Annotated in this window: 20 protein-coding genes and 1 riboswitch; of the genes, 17 read left to right on the top strand and 3 right to left on the bottom strand. The window is 37.5% G+C overall.

Annotation, left to right across the window (positions count from 1 at the left end; translation table 11 throughout):
• Positions 1-12 precede the first annotated feature (12 nt).
• A riboswitch (TPP riboswitch) is annotated at positions 13-122 on the top strand.
• A gap of 147 nt (positions 123-269) precedes the next feature.
• The 11 genes from ACWNMY_RS21765 to ACWNMY_RS21715 all read left to right on the top strand — a co-directional run bounded on the left by ACWNMY_RS21765 (position 270) and on the right by ACWNMY_RS21715 (position 8,835).
• A complete protein-coding gene (locus ACWNMY_RS21765; RefSeq protein ID WP_449540507.1) occupies positions 270-869 on the top strand; it encodes a thiamine phosphate synthase in 600 nt (199 codons plus the stop codon).
• Positions 853-1,971 carry a glycine oxidase ThiO gene (gene thiO / locus ACWNMY_RS21760; RefSeq protein WP_449540339.1) on the top strand — a complete coding sequence of 373 codons (1,119 nt, stop codon included), beginning with the start codon at positions 853-855 and terminating at the stop codon, positions 1,969-1,971. The genes ACWNMY_RS21765 and thiO overlap by 17 nt, the downstream gene beginning before the upstream one ends.
• Positions 1,972-1,976: 5 nt before the next feature.
• Positions 1,977-2,180 (top strand): sulfur carrier protein ThiS, encoded by a 204-nt coding sequence (gene thiS, locus ACWNMY_RS21755; protein WP_449540338.1) that lies wholly within the window; start codon positions 1,977-1,979, stop codon positions 2,178-2,180.
• Between the two features lie 3 nt (positions 2,181-2,183).
• Positions 2,184-2,951: a thiazole synthase gene (locus tag ACWNMY_RS21750; RefSeq protein WP_449540337.1), complete on the top strand. Its 768-nt coding sequence runs from the start codon at positions 2,184-2,186 to the stop codon at positions 2,949-2,951.
• A gap of 225 nt (positions 2,952-3,176) precedes the next feature.
• Positions 3,177-4,094 (top strand): ATP-binding cassette domain-containing protein, encoded by a 918-nt coding sequence (locus ACWNMY_RS21745; RefSeq protein WP_449540336.1) that lies wholly within the window; start codon positions 3,177-3,179, stop codon positions 4,092-4,094.
• Positions 4,087-4,866, top strand: a complete 780-nt coding sequence (locus tag ACWNMY_RS21740; protein ID WP_449540335.1) for an ABC transporter permease — start codon at positions 4,087-4,089, stop codon at positions 4,864-4,866. The genes ACWNMY_RS21745 and ACWNMY_RS21740 overlap by 8 nt, the downstream gene beginning before the upstream one ends.
• Positions 4,867-4,876: 10 nt before the next feature.
• Positions 4,877-5,548, top strand: coding sequence for a response regulator transcription factor (locus ACWNMY_RS21735; RefSeq protein WP_449540334.1), 672 nt, complete (start codon positions 4,877-4,879; stop codon positions 5,546-5,548).
• Between the two features lie 30 nt (positions 5,549-5,578).
• Entirely contained in the window at positions 5,579-6,490 is a 912-nt protein-coding gene (locus ACWNMY_RS21730; protein WP_449540333.1) for a sensor histidine kinase, read from the top strand.
• 179 nt (positions 6,491-6,669) lie between these two features.
• Positions 6,670-7,227: a hypothetical protein gene (locus ACWNMY_RS21725; RefSeq protein WP_449540332.1), complete on the top strand. Its 558-nt coding sequence runs from the start codon at positions 6,670-6,672 to the stop codon at positions 7,225-7,227.
• 130 nt (positions 7,228-7,357) lie between these two features.
• Positions 7,358-8,086 (top strand): ABC transporter ATP-binding protein, encoded by a 729-nt coding sequence (locus ACWNMY_RS21720; RefSeq protein ID WP_449540331.1) that lies wholly within the window; start codon positions 7,358-7,360, stop codon positions 8,084-8,086.
• Positions 8,083-8,835: an ABC transporter permease gene (locus ACWNMY_RS21715; RefSeq protein WP_449540330.1), complete on the top strand. Its 753-nt coding sequence runs from the start codon at positions 8,083-8,085 to the stop codon at positions 8,833-8,835. The genes ACWNMY_RS21720 and ACWNMY_RS21715 overlap by 4 nt, the downstream gene beginning before the upstream one ends.
• Before the next feature lie 142 nt (positions 8,836-8,977).
• On the opposite strand, the gene ACWNMY_RS21710 is transcribed toward ACWNMY_RS21715, so the two are convergent.
• Entirely contained in the window at positions 8,978-9,670 is a 693-nt protein-coding gene (locus ACWNMY_RS21710; protein ID WP_449540329.1) for a cell wall hydrolase, read from the bottom strand.
• A 734-nt stretch (positions 9,671-10,404) separates the two neighbouring features.
• Between ACWNMY_RS21710 and ACWNMY_RS21705 the strand changes: the two genes are divergently transcribed.
• On the top strand, positions 10,405-10,752 hold the full coding sequence (locus ACWNMY_RS21705) for an ASCH domain-containing protein (protein WP_449540328.1): 348 nt from the start codon (positions 10,405-10,407) through the stop codon (positions 10,750-10,752).
• 120 nt (positions 10,753-10,872) lie between these two features.
• On the opposite strand, the gene pepF is transcribed toward ACWNMY_RS21705, so the two are convergent.
• Both pepF and corA read right to left on the bottom strand, forming a co-directional pair.
• Positions 10,873-12,687: an oligoendopeptidase F gene (gene pepF / locus ACWNMY_RS21700; protein WP_449540327.1), complete on the bottom strand. Its 1,815-nt coding sequence runs from the start codon at positions 12,685-12,687 to the stop codon at positions 10,873-10,875.
• A 225-nt stretch (positions 12,688-12,912) separates the two neighbouring features.
• On the bottom strand, positions 12,913-13,863 hold the full coding sequence (corA, locus tag ACWNMY_RS21695) for a magnesium/cobalt transporter CorA (RefSeq protein ID WP_449540326.1): 951 nt from the start codon (positions 13,861-13,863) through the stop codon (positions 12,913-12,915).
• A 115-nt stretch (positions 13,864-13,978) separates the two neighbouring features.
• Here corA and ACWNMY_RS21690 point away from each other — a divergent pair, with 115 nt between their 5' ends.
• The 5 genes from ACWNMY_RS21690 (at position 13,979) to ACWNMY_RS21670 (ending at position 20,998) form a co-directional block, all read left to right on the top strand.
• Positions 13,979-15,319: an MFS transporter gene (locus ACWNMY_RS21690; RefSeq protein ID WP_449540325.1), complete on the top strand. Its 1,341-nt coding sequence runs from the start codon at positions 13,979-13,981 to the stop codon at positions 15,317-15,319.
• A 359-nt stretch (positions 15,320-15,678) separates the two neighbouring features.
• The gene (locus tag ACWNMY_RS21685) at positions 15,679-16,692 is read left to right on the top strand and encodes an NAD-dependent epimerase/dehydratase family protein (protein ID WP_449540324.1); all 1,014 of its coding nucleotides are present in this window, start codon (positions 15,679-15,681) and stop codon (positions 16,690-16,692) included.
• A gap of 183 nt (positions 16,693-16,875) precedes the next feature.
• Positions 16,876-18,615 carry an ABC transporter ATP-binding protein gene (locus tag ACWNMY_RS21680; RefSeq protein ID WP_449540323.1) on the top strand — a complete coding sequence of 580 codons (1,740 nt, stop codon included), beginning with the start codon at positions 16,876-16,878 and terminating at the stop codon, positions 18,613-18,615.
• On the top strand, positions 18,599-20,395 hold the full coding sequence (locus tag ACWNMY_RS21675) for an ABC transporter ATP-binding protein (protein ID WP_449540322.1): 1,797 nt from the start codon (positions 18,599-18,601) through the stop codon (positions 20,393-20,395). The genes ACWNMY_RS21680 and ACWNMY_RS21675 overlap by 17 nt, the downstream gene beginning before the upstream one ends.
• Before the next feature lie 102 nt (positions 20,396-20,497).
• Complete coding sequence (locus ACWNMY_RS21670; RefSeq protein ID WP_449540321.1) at positions 20,498-20,998, top strand: YndM family protein; 501 nt, start codon at positions 20,498-20,500, stop codon at positions 20,996-20,998.
• Positions 20,999-21,076 lie beyond the last annotated feature (78 nt).

Genomic DNA, 21,076 nt, shown 5'->3' with positions numbered 1-21,076 from the left:
ATCAACTAAATAGTTATGTACTAGGGGATCCCTTGATAAGGGCTGAGAATAAAGTAGTTACTTTTAAACCCTCAAAACCTGAACAGGTTAGAACCTGCGTAGGAAAGTAGCGATTGTTTGTACTTGTTTGCATGTAAACAATTAGTAAACCAAACCACTTTTCTATGTAGAAGAGTGGTTTTTTTATGGAGAAAAATACGAAATCTGTTTGAAACTAGGAGATTGGTAGATAGCAATTGCCTTTTTAAGGAGCGAGTAATGTGAAGCTAATGGCAGTGACAGATGATACACGATCTGTACGTAATCTTGCATCCATGATTATTGAAATAAAGAATACCATCGACAGAGTTCAAATACGTGAAAAGACAAAAACAGCTCAAGAAATGATTACCTTACTACAGTATTTGGAAGAGGGTGGTGTGGAAAAAGAGAAAATTATCCTAAATGACCGATTGGATATTGCTTTGTTAATGAGTATCCCTACTATCCATCTACCAGAGAACGGTCTTCCTGTAAAAATGGTAAAACAACGTTTTTCTCATATAAAAGTAGGACGCTCTGTTCATTCTGTTGAGGGAGCTAAGAAGGCGGAAAGGGATGGAGCCGATTATGTTTTATATGGCCATTGTTTTGAGACTTCTAGTAAGAAAGGAAAGACTCCAAATGGTACACAGCCCGTTCTTGAAATGAAAGAGAAGCTACGCATCCCTGTTTATGCAATTGGGGGTATCAACTTAAAAAACATATATAAGGTACGAGAAGCGAAAGCAGATGGCATTGCTGTCATGTCGGGGATTTTTTCCGCACAAAAACCATCCTATTCAACTAAACAGTATTATGAGGCGATAAATCATGAATCAATCATATGATGTAGTCATAATTGGTGGTGGAATTATAGGTTGCTCCATTGCTTATTATCTAGCAAAAGAAAACATGAAGGTAGCAATATTTGAAAGCAATCAAATTGGTTCCAAATCGACAAGTGCAGCCGGTGGTATGCTTGGGGCTCACTCTGAATGTGATGGAGATGTTGATGTATTTTTCCCATTTGCTAGGAGCAGTCAATATGCATACTCGGAATTGAAAGATGAACTGTATCACCTAAGTGGTATTGATATCGGATACAAAAAAGGTGGTATTTTAAAGCTTGTCTACAATGAATCTGATAGAAATGGACTTCAGACTATCCTGTCACAACCTACTGTAAAATGGCTCGATAAAGAGGAAGTTTGGGAGATGGAACCTTCTGTTTCTTCCAATCTAGCAGGAGCAGCTTATATTGAAGAAGATGTCAATGTGATGCCGAGCTCTGTTTGTCAGGCATTTGCCAAAAGTGCTCAGATACGAGGGGCTTCTCTTTTCGAATATACACCCGTATTCGAAATTCAGAAAAAAGGGAATGGCTTCTTGATTCACACTGCAACTAGTAGAGTTGAAGCCAAGCAAGTAGTGGTTGCCAGTGGGGTTTGGAGCACGCCATTTTTTAAGCAACTTGGGTTAGACCATCAAGTAAATCCTGTAAAAGGAGAATGCATCTCTGTACTAGATGAGAAAGCAACATTAAAACATACAATCTTTCATGATGGCTACTATATTGTACCAAGAACTAACGGAAAACTGGTGATTGGAGCTACCATGAAAGAAAATGATTGGAATGAAAGAGTTAGTCTGGATGGAATCGACACCCTTATTGCAAAGGCAAAAATGATGCTTCCAACTATTGCAGATATGAAAATTGATTCATTCTGGGCAGGATTACGTCCGCAAACATTTGATCAAAAACCATACATAGGACACCATCCGGAAGATGAAGGAATTTTATTTGCTACAGGGCATTTCCGTAATGGGATCCTACTCGCTCCTGCAACAGGACAAATGATACGAGATTTGATACTCAAAAGAAAAATAAAAAACGAATGGGTGGAGGCCTTTAAAATCGACCGCCAGAAACCACTAACAGTAAGCAGGTGAAAAAAATGTCAATTATTCTAAATGGAAACCGCGTTGACCTTCAAGAGGGAGTCACGACGGTTGAACAATTACTTTCACATTATCAGGTAGAAAACCGTATTGTCATCGTTGAGGTCAACAAGGAAATTGTCATGAAAGAAGACTATCAAACAATAAGTCTCTCACATGGGGATGTTGTTGAAATCATTCATTTTGTAGGAGGAGGATGAAGTATGTTACAAATTGCAAATCGTACGTTTCAATCTAGACTTTTATTAGGAACTGGTAAATATCCTTCGTTTGAAATTCAGAAAAAAGCGGTGGAAGTATCGGAATCAGAGATTTTAACATTTGCGGTTAGAAGAATGAATATTTTTTCTGAAGAACAACCAAATTTTTTAGAACAACTGGACTTGACTTCATATACGCTTCTTCCTAATACAGCAGGTGCGAAAACAGCGGAGGAGGCTGTTCGGATTGCGAGATTGGCAAAAGCTTCTGGACTATGTGACATGATTAAGGTTGAAGTCATTGGTGATGATCGCACACTTTTACCAGACCCTATTGAAACATTAAAAGCTTCAGAACTATTATTGGAAGAAGGATTTATTGTTTTACCTTATACGTCCGATGACGTTGTGTTAGCTAGACGTCTTGAAGAACTTGGAGTACATGCTGTTATGCCAGCTGCATCACCAATTGGTTCTGGCAAGGGACTTATCAATCCACTTAACTTAAAGTTTATCATTGAGCAGTCGTCCATTCCGGTAATCATTGATGCGGGTATTGGTTCTCCTAAAGATGCTGCATTCGCGATGGAGCTAGGTGCAGATGGAGTGTTACTAAATACAGCGGTATCAGGTGCAAAAGATCCTGTTAAAATGGCAGAGGCAATGAAGTTGGCAATAAAAGCAGGGAGACTAGGATTTGAAGCGGGGAGAATTGAAGAAAAAGACTATGCAGTCGCGAGCAGTCCCACAACTGGGCTGGTGACTTCTTGACGGGTTTGCGTTTGCAGTAAGGCACTCCTAAATGAACGCTACACATAAAGACAAGTGTACGATTGATTGGACATCTCAAGGGAGGTGTCTTTTTTTGTACATACTATTTATACAATACATACATAGAAGGAAATAATTCTTTACACTTTCTTTATACTTTTCTAGTCAATTTATTTATCACTACCATTTATTCTAAGTATAGTAACAAGCGAAGGGATGATATTGATGTCGGAAACAATTCTTAAAGCAACAAACATATCAAAAATCTACGGAAAACATAAAGCCCTTAATAAAGTTTCAATTGAAATAAAACGTGGAATGATTTACGGATTAATCGGAGAGAATGGCGCAGGAAAATCTACTTTCATGCGGACGGTCATGGGATTAATCACAATCGATGAAGGGGATATTGAACTGTTCGGAAAAACTGGGACGAAAGGATTGCAGCATGCACGAAGAAAAATGGGACAATCCATCGAAACACCAGCACTTTATCCAGAATTAAATGCAAGAGAGAATTTGCGTGTACAGGCAGCAAACGGAGGCGTGGGTGAACGCGAGATTGATGATTTGCTACGCTTGATGAATCTTGGCAATACGGGAAAGAAGAAGGTCAAGAACTTTTCATTAGGGATGCGTCAACGATTAGCTATCGCCATCACACTTATCACAAATCCTGAGTTCTTAATACTTGATGAGCCGACGAACGGACTTGATCCATCAGGTATTGTTGAAATGCGTGAAATTATTCAGCGATTAGTGACAGAACGGGGAATCACTGTTTTACTTTCAAGTCATTTGCTTGACGAGCTATCACAACTTGCCACACATTACGGAATTTTACATGATGGAAAACTAATAAGTGAACTATCTCGAGAGCAGCTCGCACGAGAAACTCGCCAGTATATTGAATTAGAAACGACAGAAGTTCAAAAAGCAGTCATTGTACTTGATAACATTGGAATAAAGGATTATGAAGTAATCAATGGGACTGAAATTAATATATATGAACGCTTAGATGAAGTTGCCTCAATCAATCGTTCGTTAGTCTTGGAAAACGTGAATGTTTTACGAATTGGGACAACACGACAAAAACTAGAAGATTATTTTTTGCAATTAACAGGGGGAACAACACATGCTTAATCTTTTAACAGCTGAACGAATTAAATTGTTTCGAAGTAAAAAACTATGGATCGTACTAGGCATATTAATTTTCCTTCCTATCTATCAAGTCATCAATAGTAAAGTATCTGTGAATTACGGTGCAGATTTAGTACAAGCAAAGGATACAGTTATCAATGGAGCAACAGGTATCCTAATGATTGAGAAAAATGGATTAACCATTTTATTGGTCATCATGGCTTTTGTCAGTTTCTTTATTGGAGAAGAATTTCAAAATGGTACGATTCGTAATGCGTTGTCATTAGGGCGTAGTCGAACGCATTATTATTTATCAAAACTTGTAATTGCTGCATTACTAACTCTTATTGGTACAGCCGTACTAACAGCATTAGGTATAATGGGATATACAATTGTGTTTGGATTTGGTGAAGTTGCTGCCATTAGCAATTATGGTCAATATGCGTTAAAAGTGTTTGGTACGCTATATTTATTAATTTTGTCAAATGTATCTATTTTTGTGATGATTAGTTTCCTGACAAAAACGAGTGGGGTTTCATTGATTTGGAGTTTTTTATACACAATTGGTACCGGATTTGGTGCGGGAATCTTCCAGCAAACTGAACATTTTACGTTCATCACGAATTGGTTTACAGAAACTTTCTTGTTCTATTACGATTTTGCACAACCAGCACATATCGCGATGTTTCCTGAGTTGATATTGGTAAGTATCATCACAATCGTGGTATCATCGACAATAGGAATTCTTCTATTTAATAGAACGGACATAAAGTAGGTCGATTGAGATGGCAGTGGTTTTACTCATAGAAGACGATAATGCAATACATTCACTTATTAAAGAAACGTTGGAGCTTAATGGGTATCAAACACTTAGTGCATACTCAGGAACGGAAGGGAAACTACTTTTTCAACAAAATCAAGTAGATGTGATCCTCTTAGATCTAATGCTTCCTGGGATGGAGGGTGAAGACTTTTTAAAAGAAATTCGCCAACATTCAAGTATCCCTGTAATTGTGATTTCAGCAAAAAATGACCAAGAAACAAAAGTAGATCTTTTGACAAATGGGGCAGATGATTTCATTACTAAGCCTTTTGATGTGAAGGAACTACTTGCACGCATTCAAATTCAATTACGACATTCAATGAAGGCATCATTCAATCATACGAAAGAAATCCACTATAAAAATATCAGCATTTATTCTGAAACTCGAGAAGTAAAGGTCAATGAACAAACAGTTCATTTAACTGGGCGGGAATACGCTATACTTCTACTTTTTATAGAGAACCCTCAAAAAGTCTTCAGTCGTGCCAATATTTATGAAAGTGTGTGGAATGAACCCTATTTTGATAGTGATAAAACGATTAACATGCATATCAGTAATTTACGAAACAAGATTAACGTGGATGACCAAAACTATATTAAAACTGTATGGGGCATAGGCTTTAAATTTGATTAAAATTATTAATGTTAAAGGAGCGTGAATGTGATGTGGGGATGGATATTTGTCTTACTAGCATTGGCGCTTTTTCTTTATATTCTCTTCTTGAAGCGTGAATTAAAGAAAGTAACACTTGAAATAAAGGACTTACCAAGACGATCAAGCTACGGGAGTAGGCTTTCTTTAGATTTCCGTGAAAAGACATTAATGAACTTACTCGATGAATTGAATCAAATGGTGGATGCTTTTGAAGAAAAAAATCGTCAAGCTAGACAGATGGAAGAGAATGTAAAGTTATCAATTGCTGGACTCTCCCATGATCTACGGACACCACTCACATCCATCAATGGGTATGTTCAACTCTTACATACAACTACAGATGAAACGAAGAAGGAGCACTATTTACGGATAATCGAATACAGTATCAAACGTTTGATGGAAATGACTGACCACTTTTATGACCTTGCACGCATTGATACCAATCAAAAAGAGATGTCCTTAACATCGATTACTCTTCCCAATATGGTTGAAGAAATCTTTTTGTCGTATTATGAACAATTTGAGGAAAAGAATATTGAGATACAATTTCCCGAGCACAGTAATGAGGGACAAATTATTGCTGATCATTTAATGCTAACACGGGTTATACAAAATTTGGTCCAAAACATACTTCGATATGCCAAAAGCAGAGCGGTTATCAGCTACCGGAATGAAGAAGACTATCTACTTTTCACCGTTAAAAATGATAGTAAAAGTGATAGTAAAATTGCGATTGAAAAAGTTTTTATGCGTTTCTATACAGAAGTCGAAAGTCGGACGAACACAGAATCCAGTGGGTTAGGCCTTTATCTATCGAGAAAGCTAATTGAGAAGATGAACGGAAAAATGGAGGCTCAACTGGATGGCAATTGGTTTATACTTACCATATCTCTACCGATTAACAGAATCCAAGAACAGTAGGGAATGAAAACAAGAAAAAGTTTGGTAGCTTGCAACTCTATATTCACGCTTATCAATCAAAACTTCTACACAGATGCTGCTTTTTTTGAGCATCTGTTTTTTTATGCAGAAACTAACACTTTTCGACACTCTACTATTTGTATAATAAGGGAAACTTGTGTATTAGGGAGGATCGAATCTTGGTAGGAATTAGGAATGAGTTTTATTTAAGTCGGACTGAAAAACTATTAATCGTACAAGGAATCAAACGCGGATTAGAGCGTTTTTATAAGGAGAAGGGGACATCGAGCATCATTACTTCTAGAAACTTCATTTCACGACAACGTGCTTCCTATGTATTTGACTCCATTTATCACCTCGCGAATCAACACCCAGAACTACAAGTCACACCTGAAATTCGAACAGCAGGATTATCCTACGAATATGTCTCGTTATTTTTTGAACACAGGAACATTGTGGTCACCTTTAGCCAAGTAAAACGTCCCGAGGACCTGCCTGAATATAGTGAATACAGAAACGAATATACAGAGGGTAATCGTTTGTACAATCCTCAGCTATCCTTCTTTCGAGAAGAGGAGGAACGCAATTTAAAAATCTATAAACACCTCGTGGTAACGTTTAACGGCTCCCATGGACCTGATCCACTCTTTGTTTGGATTGGTGCAACCACTCCAGAACAAAATGCTTGGATTTATCATGAGGATATGGTGGAAGAGCTGAGTGCAGTTGAAAACTAAGAAGATCTGGGTGGCAGTGTTGCTACCCATTTTTTTGTGGACATGAAGTTCTTTATGCTGGTTTTGTGATGACAGATATCAACTGGTATGATATATGTAAGTCATTGGTATAAGTAGGGATGTGGTAGCTATGCAAACATTAAATCGTGCAATACATTTTAGTAATGTGAATTACTCTTCTGATGATAAGCATATTTTAAAGAATATTACTGGGTCTTTTTATGAGGGTACAATCACGTCTTTGGTGGGACCTTCTGGGGCAGGGAAATCGACACTGCTCAAGCTTTGTAATGGATTACTCTCACCCCAATCTGGTGATATTTACATTAATGACAAAAGCATCAATGACTTCGAGCCAGTTGTCTTAAGAAGGAATGTGGGAATGGCTCTTCAAAATGCACCAATGGTAAATGGGAGTGTGCTTCATAATATTGCATTACCCCTGACACTTCAAGGTAAGAAGTTGGAAGCAGAGAGAGCAAAGGACTTAGTAGAGCATGTAGGCTTGGAGCAGGATTATTTACAGAAGGATGTTCGAGATTTATCTGGTGGACAACGCCAAAAGGTTTCGATTGCACGTACATTGGTTAATAAACCTTCTATTTTATTATTGGACGAGATTACGTCTGCACTCGACCGAGTTTCCAAGGCAGAGATTGAAGAACTCATCGTAAAAATCAATCAGAAGTTTAACGTAACCATTATCTGGATTACACATAACCTCCAGCAAGCCATTGATATCGGACATTATGTCTGGGTGCTGATGGAAGGCGAAGTCATCGAAACAGGAAAGAGTTCTATATTGACGTCTCCTACAAATGAAAGAGTGAAGCATTTTGTAAAGGGGGAGATGGGATGAGTACGATTAGTCTTGTGATTGCATTGGTTTTTGTCCTGATACCGATTTTTTTATCCAAAACCTTTAAACTTGGATTAGAGAAGGATACTACGATTGCTGTTGTACGTTCCATCATTCAATTGTTTGCTGTCGGATATATTTTAAAATTTGTGTTTGATTCGGAGAGCATAATTTACATACTTCTCATGGTCGTTGTCATGATTGTAGCGGCAACACTGAATGCCAGAAAAAAAGGGAAGTCAATAGAAGGAATCACATGGAAGATCGCGATAACATTGATCTTTATGGAAGTGTTAACACAAACGATTTTACTTGGTTTTAGCATCATACCACCAACCGCACAATACATTATTCCCATAAGTGGAATGGTGGTAGGAAATTCAATGGTTCTTTCAATTTTGTTTCTGAATCGTTTTACCGCTGAAGTTGACACACATCAAGAACAGACTGAACTGATTCTCTCTTTTGGCGGGACTCCAAAGCAAGCTATACATACACAGCTGATTACATCCATCAAGGCAAGTATGATTCCCACAATCGAAAGTCAAAAAACAATTGGTCTTGTACAGCTGCCTGGAATGATGAGTGGACAAATAATTGCGGGAGCAAGCCCCATACAAGCCGTTCAGTTTCAATTGCTCGTTCTTTTTTTACTGTTAACCACTGCAGCAGTGACCAGTACAATGCTTGGATTCTTGTCATATCCGACTCTGTTTAATCAGAGAATGCAATTTATGAAAATTCGATAAAAGATATGGAAGAATCAATAACCTTAATTTGCAACATCAAAAATGCCTGAACGCATTGGTTCAGGCATTTGCTCTTTTATATAAATTGGCTACCAATTGGTTTCCATCTTATTTTCAAATTTACACTACTTTGGCTATCCTTTTAATATTTAAACACATGTCGTCCAATTTCAACAGCGGTTGCTCTAGTATCTAACCAACGACTTGTGGCAATGGTAGGATTGTAAAAGAATAGAGCACCTTGTACAATATTTCTTTGACCCGAAATCGCTGCACGCACAGCTTTTATCGATTCTTCATCGGCTGCTCGATTAATTTGACCATTAGAAACGGGTTGGAATTGACCACGCTGGTAAATAACTTCTCTAATTGAATCCGGAAACTTAGGGCTTTCTACTCGATTTAATACAACTGCAGCAACAGCTACTTTACCTTCAAATGGCTCAGTTTGAGCCTCAGCTCGTACGATTCTAGCTAATAAATCAAGTTCTTCTGCTGAAAAATTATATGTTGTTGAAGCACTTTTTACCTCAGTCACAACTTTTTCTTCTTTTTTAACAACTTGTTGCGTTACAGGTTCTACCTTGGAAATATTCATTCCTTGAAAAAGTTTGGGTGCATTATCATCTACATCCGTATATATATTTTGCCCGACAACAATCAGGTTTAAATCGTTCACTTGTGGGTTCATCTCTGCTAACTCACTTAAGCTCATTCCATGCTCACGAGCAATTTCTGACATGGTATCGCCTTGTTTAACCGTATATGCAAATGCGGAATCTGCAAAGAATAGAGATGCTATAAAGATAGCTAGTCCAAATATTATTTTTTTCATAGTGATAGTTCCTCCTAGTCAATTTAAGTACTGGGTAACTCTCTATGGTTAATTTCTATGAAAAAAATTGATAGGATAGTATTACAGTTGTATTACAGGTAAATTACAGCTTGTTCTATTACCAAATAATAGAAATCATATAGATGTAAATTGAACGAAAACCTACTATTAGCCGCATTTTATATATAAATAAGAAAGTAAGCCGGATTATAATTGTATGGGTATATGTAAAAACTTACCAAACTAATAGAGTAATAGAAGGAGCTGTATTACCCTTCCAAAAGAGAAAGCTAAATCCTTTGATGAGTTGACAAATCAATTGTTCGCCTTCCTAGAAAGCAAAAAACTCTCCTTATTGGGATCGATGATTGCAGAGGATATATAATGTAGAAAATCATAAGCCACATGAAATAGCTAATATTGTTAGAAGTGGATTCGAAAAAGAATGAAAAGCAGCAAAGTATTTATTAAGTTTACCAATTAAATGGTATAATATAGTAAAAAAAGGGTGGTTTCTTTGAGTTTGAATATTGGTGATATACTATTCCAGCTATTTTCTTTGCTGATTCCTATTGTTTTTATAATGGTAGTAATAAGTTTGTTTCGTTCTTCAAGGAAACGCAAACAACAATTATCCCGGATTGAAGAGAAATTGGATGAACTATCGAAACAAGATTGAAGGACTACTCGACTATCAAAGTCGAGTTTTATTTTATATAGTGAGGTGATTTAGTTTGATCCATCAAATGGGATTATACGGAGAGTACATGAATGCCATTACATCAGGCAAAAAGAGGGTAGAGGTTCGTCTATATGAAGAAAAAAGAAGAAAAATAAAAGTGGGGGACCTGATTGAGTTCATCAAAGTTCCGGAACAGGACGAAACAATTAGAGTAGAGGTTACTGGTCTACGAACCTACAAAACATTTGAAGCAATGTACAAGGACATTCCATTCGAAGAGTTTGATTGTGAAGGATGGACGATGGAGGAAATGGTTAGAGGAACATATGACATCTATTCACCCCAACAAGAAAAGGAATGGGGGACACTAGCGATATACATAAAGGCTCAATTCAGATGAATTGAGCCTTTAAATATTGTTTTGAAAATGAAGGTAAGCTTTTCTACATCCAGTTCCAGCGCCAAGCACCTCGAGGTCTTATGCTTGTCGGGGCTGAACAAGGCACTTGCACTTTACATTTTATTCATATAATCCTTCTAATTGCTCAATTAAGTCACCCACATAGGCAACAGCCTTGCGAATCGCATCTGGTTTTGACATATCTACACCCGCATATTTCATTAATTCAAGTGGTTTCATTGTGCCACCAGCTTTTAACACTTCTAACCAACGATCAACAACAGGTTGACCTTCTTCTTTAATTAACTGTGCAACAGCAGTAGAAGCAGTCAAACCAGCAGAATACGTGTATGGATATAGACCCATATAATAATGAGGTTGACGCATCCATGTTAAGCTTGCAGCATCATCGATTTCAACTGTATCTCCCCAGAAGGATGTTAGCACATCACGTTTAATTGAGCTTAAACCAGGAGCTGTAATTGGCTTACCTTGTTCTGCTAACGCATAAACTCGTCGTTGATACTCACCTTCAAGTAAATGGGTGACAAAGTTATGATAATACGTTCCTAATAGCTGAAGGATTACCCAGCGCTTCATTTGCTTATCATCTGTTTTCGATAAAAGATGTTCAGCTAGAAGAAGCTCGTTAATGGTAGATGGCGCTTCAATAAAGTAAGTGGAAGGACGTGTATTTCCAACTCGTTGATGTCCATTTGCTAAGTAAAAATGACCTGCATGTCCAAGTTCGTGAGCTAGAATAAATGCTCCGCGCATTGTATCAGTCCATGTAAGTAAAATGTACGGATGTGATCCGTATGGACTTGAACAGAATGCACCTGTTGATTTTCCAACGTTTGCAGGAAGATCAACCCAACGTTCGGTTAGACCTTTCTCCATGATGGCATTATATTCTGGCCCCATAACCTTTAATGCTTCAAGAATTGTTTCTGATGCTTCCTCATAAGTTGTTTTTGGATTGAAATCTGGATCAAGCGGTGCTTTTAAATCACAAAAACGCAATGTATCTAAGCCAAGAACGCGTTGTTTTAACTTTGCGAATTTACGCATATGTGGTGCAAGCTCGGATTGAATAATATCTAATTGATTATTGTACATATCCAATGTAACTTGCTGCGGATGCAACAGCATATGTGTCACAGATTCATAGTTACGTAGTTTTGATAACGCAACTTGCTTTTTCACTTCTGTGCCATACGCAGCTGCAAATGTATTTTGATATTGCTTTAAGCCATTTGAAAAAGCTTCATATGCGTTACGTCTAACCGTTGCACTTTCTGAAAGTTCATAGCGATCTTCAAATAATGCAAAGGAAAGAGGAAGTTCGTTACCTTCTTCATCCTTAAACGAAGAAAATGTCATATCTGATGCTTTACTACGTTGGTAAACCATATATGGTGCATCATGTACTTCACCAAGTGCCGCTAACGCTTCTTCCGTTTCTGGTGATAGAGTATGTGGTTTTCTTTCAATAATCAGTTGCAGATTATTTTGGAATTCTTCTAATTCTTTTTCTTCCTTTATGTATTGCTCAACTGTACCCTCTGGCAAAGTTAGAATTTCAGATTCGATAAAGGATAGAGCAGCGTTGATTGATGAAAAAATAGACGAAATGCGTGCTGCATTTCCTTGATTCTCTGGGTTTGTGGCGTCCTCAGAGAAACGTAGACTTGCATATGTACCAACTAAAACCATTCGTTTTTGAAGTGCTTCTTTCGCAAGAAGGCAATCTACTAGTGTTTTTGCTCCATTTGCTAAATTGCCTTTATATGCTGTTACAGTAGATACAGCTGCTTCTACTGCTGCTAATTCTTCTTCCCATGCTTGTACTGATGGAAACAAGTCCTCAAGTTTCCATGTTTGTTCAACAGGTACATCGGCACGTGTTAACAACTTTTCTTTTACTTTTGTCAAGATCATTACCCCCTCATGTTTGTTATAAAAAGTATTTCGTAACTCTAACAATATCCATTATAAACGAAATGAGGGAGTAATTAATAGTTTTTTCAGAATGCTTACAACATTTTTTCGAAAATATGTTGCTAACGCCGATAGATTTCAATTATCGCCGATAGAAAGCAAATAACGTTGATTAAAATCATGTAATGCCGATAGAAGTACGTTTTCTCTACGTTTCCTTCACCGAAACCAGCCTTTCCGTTTAAACCACACAAACATCCCAATGCCAATTACTATCATAATTCCTTGAATAACAAAATACCCATATCGATAGGTGAGCTCCGGCATATGTGCAAAATTCATTCCATAAATACCCGCTATGAAGGTAAGAGGCATAAAGATTGTCGTAATAACCGTTAAAATACGCATAACCTTGTTTGTTTGATGAGAATTTAAAGAAAGATAGCTATCCCGTATATCAGCCGTTAATTCTCTACTAGCATCAATCTTTTCTGTTAGCCGTAAAAGATGATCATGGATATCATGGAAATATTCAATCCGGTGCTGGAGAATATCAAGCCGGTGTGAATTGATAATTCGGTACACAAGATCTCTCATTGGTGTTACTGTATGTCGAAGTGTCAGCAAATTATGGCGAGTGTCGAATAATTCATCCAACAGTTCTTCCATTGACTTTTCATTTGAATTATTTTCGATTTCATTTAATGTATCCTCAAGTTTATAGACAATTGGGAAGTAGTTATCAACCAGCTTGTCAATAAGATGGTATAACACAAGGGAGGGGTCCCATTTGTTAATTGCGTCACTATATACTAACCGGTTCCAGACATCATTTACTTCTTGTGACTCTTTGAGATGAAAGGTAACGATGTATGTATCACTCAAAAACATATTGATTTCTTCTTTTTCCAACGATTCCTGATCGAGACTGTGTGAGACAAAGAATGTATTAGTCTCATAAAAATCTAATTTGGGCCGTTGTAAGACATGAATGCAATCCTCGATTGCCAATGGATGAAAATGAAGGGTTTGTGATAGTTCGTCAATCTCACTCTCAGTAGGACGGTTAAAATCAATCCAACACCATTTCCACTCTGTGTTCGTTATTTCTTTTATAGAGATGTCTGTACGGAGCTTATCTTGTTTTGTAACTGCTGTAATACGTATCATGAATGAACCTCATTTTCGTTAGTAAACCTCATTTTTTAGTATAAATTACTTCTTCTTATTGCAAATATCTGTAGTATAATGAAATGATTCTATACGGTAAGGGGAAAGACGAAAAATGAAATCAAAATCTAAATCATTTGTTTTAGTAAGTATTGTTCTTGCCATGCTTATTAGTGCGATGGATACAACCATTCTTCAGACAACTGCACCTAATATAGCTGACGCATTGGGTGGGTATAAATATTATGGCTGGATGTTCTCGATCTATGTTTTATTCTCTACTGTTTCGTTACCAATATTCGGGAAGCTTGCTGATATTTATGGCAGAAAAAAGATATTCATCATATCGATGATTCTGTTTACGATTGGATCATTGCTATGTGGTCTTGCAGACTCGATGCTTGAATTAATTGTATATCGTGCAATCCAAGGGTTAGGTGCTGGTGGCGTAACACCACTAACAATGATCATTGCAGGAGATCTTTATTCAATTGAAAAGCGAGGAAAGATACAAGGCTTTTTCTCTGCCATGTGGGGAATTGCGGCAGTCATTGCACCACTCGTCGGAGGATTTTTCGTTGAAACAATGTCATGGCGCTGGATTTTCTTTATTAATATTCCAATTGGTATCCTTGTTCTTCTATTACTGATTCCATATGAGGAACATATAACAAAGGATAAAAGTTCTCTTAATTATGTGAGTGCATTCCTTTTCACAGGAAGCATGCTAGCCTTCCTCATGAATACAATTACGACTGACAATCTAGTAATTTATAATGTACTTGGCATACTGTTTTTATTTTTATTCATTTATACTGAGAAAAAATCGGATAAACGATTTATCCCAATTGAACTATTAAACAATAAAAATATATCTTGGCTAAATATAAACGGTGTTTTACTATTTTTAAGTACGTTTGCATTCCAAAATTATGTACCTCTGTTTATGCAGGAAGTACAGGGATATTCAATAACAGTAAGTGGTCTTGTTTTATTCGGTATGAGTATTGCCTGGTTGTTTGCAGCTGTTCCCGCTGGTACTCTTATCTTAAAGTATGGGTATCGGAATACGATCTTCTTAGGAAACGGACTTTTACTGCTTGCAGCCATTCTTGCATTATTTATTAATAAGGAATCAAGCTTTTGGTATCTATTCGGTATCTTAACGATTCAAGGGTTTGCATTCGGTCTAGTCGTAACCATTGGCACAATTGGCTCACAGGAAATGGCCGCGGCGCACCAGAAGGGATTATCGACAAGTCTGCACTTCTTTGCCAGAAACATTGGCACTACCTTTGGGGCAAGTATCATGGGAATGCTCATTACAAGACAAATTCATGTCGCAGATGGCATGCATGATTTAATTATCTACATGCTCGCATCCGTCATCATTGCGATTGCGATTAGTTACTTTGCCAGCCAGCGATTATATACACATACACTTCAGAAACAATAAATATATCACATCAAAAGCAATTGCTTTTGGTGCCAGACTGTTGACAAACGCTCGCATACAGCGTTGCTTGCCTCTCTCGTCCGCTCATGAAGGCAACTTCTATTCGCGTCTTCGATCGACTGCGCGCCTTGTCTGACAAGTGTTTTCAAGACAGTCTGGGGAAAGTAATTTATTTTTAGAAGTACTGTGAAAAATCGTGTAGACAAAGTCAGTACTGACTTTGTCTACACTCTGACATCAAAAGCATTGCTTTTGGTGTTTTTTTTACTTACACATCATATATTGATGGAAAAAGAGAAGTGACTATGGTTTTCTAGTAAGTAGATAGCAGATAAAAATTAGCATAGGGAGGGTTTTCTTTGAAATTATTAATTCTTGGTGGCACCAAATTTTTAGGTAAGCATTTGGTTTTAGAGGCTTTGAAGCGTGGACATGAAGTTACACTATTTAATCGCGGGAAGAGCAATCCTACCTTATTTCCGGAAATAGAAACCATTATTGGAGACCGGGACAGCGATTTGAAGGGCCTTGAGGGGAGAACTTGGGATGCCGTAATCGATCCGTCAGGATATGTTCCAAGAATCGTTCAAAAATCTGTTGAGAAATTAAAAAATCATGTAAAACACTATACATTCATTTCCACTATATCCGTTTATGAAGATTACAGTCATGCTGGGATTTCAGAGACGGATCCTGTCAGTACGTTACAAGATCATTCAGTAGAAGAGGTAACAGGAGAAACGTACGGCCCATTAAAGGCCCTTTGTGAAGAAGTCGTAAAGGAACAAATGCCAGAACAACAGCTTACTATTCGTCCAGGTCTTATCGTTGGGCCAGATGATCCGACTGACCGTTTTACATATTGGCCAATGCGTTTTTATGATGGAGGAGACATTCTCGTACCTAATTGTCCTAATCAGCCAATCCAATGGATTGATGTCAGAGATTTAGCAAGTTGGACTCTACACTTAATCGAAAATAAAAGCACAGGTACATATAATGCGGTCGGACCATCGGCTCCTTATACATTCGGTGAATTTCTTGACGAGTGTAAGAACTTCTCGAGTAAAGAGACTCAAGTTCATTCTGTCGAAGAAGACTTCTTATTAAAAAATGAGGTTGGTATGTGGGTAGAGATCCCTTTTTGGCTGCCATCAGTACCAGGAGAAAACGAAATGAAAGGAATGCTCCAGATCAACAATTCTAAAGCAATCGAAAATGGTCTTACTGTTCGACCACTGAAAGAGACCATTGAAGCAACAATCAAATGGAATTTAAATGAAAAGGGTGGCGAAGTGACACGTGCTGGATTATCAAAAGAGCGGGAGAAGGAGCTTTTGCATAAATGGCACAGTTTTGCTGAAAATAAATAGGAAATAATAAACGAAGCACAAGAGAAATGATGAAAATCACTCTTGTGCTTCTTTCTTTACGATAAATATGGAAAAGAAACCCTTTGAAAAGTTTCATAATATAATGTATTTAGACGATGTTTATTGTATGATAGTAATATTCAGAAAATGATGACATGTTTTTGAGATAATTTGGAGGCCATTATGTTACGAATGTTTACGTTTTTAAAACCCTATCGAATAGCGATTACAGTTGCAATTCTATTGACACTTGTCGAGCTTGCAGTTGAACTTTCGCAACCACTACTAATAGCAAAAATCATCGATGATGGTATTTTACAGAACGACCTCTCTGTTGTTATGAAGTGGGGAGGAATTATGGTTGGAATATCATTACTTGCCTTTATAGCAGGAATCACGAATTCATTCTTTTCTTCCCATACAAGTCAAGGTTTTGCTTACGATATAAGAAAAGAGTTATTTGGAAAGATTCAAGCCTTCTCCTTTTCTAATCTTCAAAAGTTTGATACAGCTTCATTAATTACAAGAATGACAAATGATGTTACTCAGTTACAAAACACTGTTTTTATGAGTCTCCGAATCGCAATGCGTGCACCTTTACTAATCATTTTTGGTATAGCAATGGCATTGCTGGTTAATGTGAAACTTGCCCTCATGTTACTCGTAACAACTCCGTTTTTAGTATGGTTTCTCATTTTTGTGATGACAAGAGCGAGGAAGCTTTTCCAATCTGTACAAAAGAAATTGGATAATGTGAATGGGGTCATGCGTGAAAATCTTTCAGGTATGAGGTTAATTAAGGCATTTGTACGTTGGAAACATGAAACAAAGCGATTCTTCCATGCAAATGAAGAACTGAAGGAACGCACGGTCAAATCACTCCGTCTCATTGAGCTAACCATGCCAGTCCTTTTGTTACTTATGAATGCTAGTATTATGGCGATTCTTTGGTTTGGAAGTATGGATGTCAATTCAGGCAATGCTGGGGTCGGAGAAGTAGTAGCTGTTATCAATTATGCTACAAGGATAACTGGAGCATTAGGTGTGTTTTCTTGGATCATTATGCATTTTTCTCGCGCAAAGGCATCATCCGAGCGAGTGGTGGATGTGTTAGATACGGAAGTAGACCTAATTGAATCAAAAACAAATGTGAAAAGTCTTCCGCAAGGAATTGGAAGCATATTGTTTGAACATGTGGATTTTCAGTATCCAGGAACCAAAACGAAGGTGTTACAGGATATTTCGTTTTCGATAAATCCTGGAGAAACGGTTGCCATTTTAGGTGCGACAGGCTCTGGGAAAACCTCCATTTTTCAATTAATCCCTCGACTTTATGACGTGAATAATGGTCGTGTCATGATTGACAAGATTGACGTCAAGGAAAGGAAGCTTGACGAATTACGTAAGCAAATTGGCTATGTGCCACAGGAGGCACTATTATTTACTGGAACAATTAAAGACAATATTCGTTGGGGTAAACAAGATGCAACAATGGAAGAAATAATGGAAGCAGCAAAGATGGCACAAATTCACGAAACGATTGAAGAGCTTCCACTACAATACGACACGGTCATTGGTCAAAAGGGTGTCAATTTATCAGGTGGTCAAAAACAACGAATCTCCATTGCAAGAGCACTTGTTCGTAATCCGAGAATTCTGTTACTTGATGACAGTACAAGTGCTTTGGATTTAAAAACAGAGGCCAAGCTATTGGCAGAACTCAAAACATATACGTGCACAACGTTAATAATTACATCTAAAATTTATACGGCAATGGCAACAGATACAATTTTACTTGTAGAAGATGGAAAATTACTTGCTACTGGCAGTCATGAAGAACTAGTGAAGTCCTCTTCATTTTACAAAAAGGTTTATGAGACACAGTTTGGAGAGGAGGCACACCGTCATGTCAATGCGAACTAATGAATCAAAACGAAATGATGGTAAAAAACCTCAACTAACAAAAGACAGAGTGGGAACTGTTAAACGAATTTGGTCCTATCTAGCTGTGAATAGCAAGTTATTGTATGCAGTGCTTGCTATGGTACTTGTTAGTTCAGCCCTTGGATTACTTGGTCCATTCCTATTAGGTAGGGGGATTGACAACTTCATAGTGACCAAGGATAACCATGGGATTGTACTTCTTTTAGTGGTACTAGCAGCTGTTTACATTCTTCATTCCTTATCACTTTGGTATCAAAACTATTGGATGGTAGGAATCGCACAAAATACCGTATTTTCGATGAGAACGGAGCTTTTTGACCAGCTTCATCGATTGCCGATTCATTTTTTCGATAAGCGACAGCATGGTGAATTAATGAGTCGAATCACAAACGATATTGAAAATGTCAGCTCCACGTTGAATACTTCTGTCATTCAAATTTTCTCTAGCATACTTACTTTGGTCGGTACAGTCACGATTATGCTTTGGCTTAGTCCACTTTTAACATTGATTACAATGATCATTATTCCCATCATGTTTTTGGGGCTTAAATGGATTACAAAGCGAACAGGTAAACTATTTAAAGAGCAACAAAAACATCTAGGTGAGCTAAATGGTTATATTGAAGAAACCATTTCAGGTCAACGAATTGTAAAGACTTTCTCACAGGAAGATACCGTGATTGAAGAGTTCTTAGAAAAAAGTACAAAGCTAAAGAAAGCAGGATATTTTGCACAAGCGTATTCTGGATTCATTCCAAAGCTAATGAACGTATTAAACAATCTTAGCTTTGCCATCATTGCAGGCGTTGGTGGGGTGTTAGCCCTAAATGGTCATATTACAATTGGTACAATCGTTATTTTTGCGGAGTACTCTAGACAATTCACTCGGCCATTAAATGACCTGGCAAACCAGTTCAATACCTTGTTATCTGCTATCGCTGGTGCAGAAAGAGTATTTGATATTCTGGATGAAGAGGTTGAAGCAAAGGATGAAACACATGCAGAACAGTTGAACAGTATATATGGGGATGTTTCCTTTAGGAATGTTTCCTTTTCCTATGAAAAAGAAGGGAATACCCTTAATGATGTTACATTCGATGTAAAAGCAGGGCAGTCTGTTGCATTTGTTGGTCCAACGGGTGCTGGTAAAACAACGATCATCAATTTATTGTCAAGATTCTATGATCCAGATTCAGGGTCTATTTTAATTGATGGGATCGATAGTAAGACGATGACGAGAGAAACACTTCGTCAACATATGGGATATGTTTTGCAGGACACATACCTATTTCAAGCATCGATTATGGATAATATTCGATACGGTAGATTGGATGCAACAGATGAAGAGGTGATTGAAGCAGCAAAATCAGCAAATGCCCATTCATTTATCATGAAGCTTCCGAATCAATACCAAACCATTTTAAAACAGGATGGCAGCGGGATTAGTCAGGGTCAAAAACAACTACTTTCCATCTCACGAGCAATCCTTGCAAATCCGTCAATATTGATACTAGATGAAGCAACAAGTAGCATTGATACGGTAACTGAAATGAAAATTCAAGAGGCCTTGCAACGTCTTATGAAGGGGAAAACAAGCTTCATTATAGCTCACCGCTTAAATACAATTGAAAAAGCAGATCAAATTATTGTGTTGAATGCAGGTCAGATTGTTGAGAAAGGAGATCATCACTCCCTCCTTGAACAAAATGGCTATTACCACAATCTATTTCATAGTCAGTTAGAGAAACAAGTGATGTAGCTCCCAGTCGTGGAGCTTTTTTTGTCCAAATATTACCTTCTATATTCTTTAGGTTATCTTCAAAAGCTATAGGAAATAAGAAAATAGAAGGTGATTTTTACAATGAAGCATGCAAAAGCTCTAGGAATCAAATTTATCGTAGTAACCATTGTGATTCTGTCACTGTTTGGGATATTTCGTGACACCTCGATTTGGGAGCTCCTCTTAATGAGCGTACTTGTTACAGGTCTTGCATATGTAGTGGGTGACTTATATACCTTACCAAGAGCAGGGAATGTGGTAGCAACTATTGCAGATTTCGGGCTAGCCTTCTTCTCTATTTGGGCTTTGAGTTTCATGTTGATGGAAAATAACTCTTCTCTGATTACAGCATCACTTGCTGCAGCTGGTGCGATTACCTTAAGTGAAATACTCTTTCATGCATATATGAAAAAGAAGGTGTTTCCTAACGAAGAGAATCAAACACAAACACATACACAAACGAAACAGCAACTCAGACCTAGTTATCAAACCGAGATTGCAGAGGAGTATGACGTACGAACAAAGGATTGGGGAAAAATAAAACCACATGATGTAGAGACAAAAGATTTAAAAGAAGAATAAGATTAACAAGGACTAAATCTGATATGGTTTAGTCACAGAGTGTAGACAAAGTCAGTACTGACTTTGTCTACACGATTT

The sequence above is a fragment of the Ferdinandcohnia sp. Marseille-Q9671 genome (assembly GCF_976954385.1).
The sequence above is the reverse complement of the archived record's forward strand: the minus strand, read 5'-3'. Positions and strand labels throughout refer to the sequence as shown.

Bases quoted from the DNA above. Each gene is read 5' to 3' on its own strand.
- corA (WP_449540326.1), bottom strand. From the start codon at position 13,863: ATGATACGTATTACAGCAGTTACAAAACAAGATAAGCTCCGTACAGAC.
- ACWNMY_RS21740 (WP_449540335.1), top strand. From the start codon at position 4,087: ATGCTTAATCTTTTAACAGCTGAACGAATTAAATTGTTTCGAAGTAAA.
- ACWNMY_RS21765 (WP_449540507.1), top strand. From the start codon at position 270: ATGGCAGTGACAGATGATACACGATCTGTACGTAATCTTGCATCCATG.
- thiO (WP_449540339.1), top strand. From the start codon at position 853: ATGAATCAATCATATGATGTAGTCATAATTGGTGGTGGAATTATAGGT.
- ACWNMY_RS21745 (WP_449540336.1), top strand. From the start codon at position 3,177: ATGTCGGAAACAATTCTTAAAGCAACAAACATATCAAAAATCTACGGA.
- ACWNMY_RS21730 (WP_449540333.1), top strand. From the start codon at position 5,579: ATGTGGGGATGGATATTTGTCTTACTAGCATTGGCGCTTTTTCTTTAT.
- ACWNMY_RS21720 (WP_449540331.1), top strand. From the start codon at position 7,358: ATGCAAACATTAAATCGTGCAATACATTTTAGTAATGTGAATTACTCT.
- ACWNMY_RS21750 (WP_449540337.1), top strand. From the start codon at position 2,184: ATGTTACAAATTGCAAATCGTACGTTTCAATCTAGACTTTTATTAGGA.
- ACWNMY_RS21715 (WP_449540330.1), top strand. From the start codon at position 8,083: ATGAGTACGATTAGTCTTGTGATTGCATTGGTTTTTGTCCTGATACCG.
- ACWNMY_RS21735 (WP_449540334.1), top strand. From the start codon at position 4,877: ATGGCAGTGGTTTTACTCATAGAAGACGATAATGCAATACATTCACTT.
- ACWNMY_RS21710 (WP_449540329.1), bottom strand. From the start codon at position 9,670: ATGAAAAAAATAATATTTGGACTAGCTATCTTTATAGCATCTCTATTC.
- ACWNMY_RS21680 (WP_449540323.1), top strand. From the start codon at position 16,876: ATGTTACGAATGTTTACGTTTTTAAAACCCTATCGAATAGCGATTACA.
- ACWNMY_RS21670 (WP_449540321.1), top strand. From the start codon at position 20,498: ATGAAGCATGCAAAAGCTCTAGGAATCAAATTTATCGTAGTAACCATT.
- ACWNMY_RS21675 (WP_449540322.1), top strand. From the start codon at position 18,599: ATGTCAATGCGAACTAATGAATCAAAACGAAATGATGGTAAAAAACCT.
- thiS (WP_449540338.1), top strand. From the start codon at position 1,977: ATGTCAATTATTCTAAATGGAAACCGCGTTGACCTTCAAGAGGGAGTC.
- ACWNMY_RS21690 (WP_449540325.1), top strand. From the start codon at position 13,979: ATGAAATCAAAATCTAAATCATTTGTTTTAGTAAGTATTGTTCTTGCC.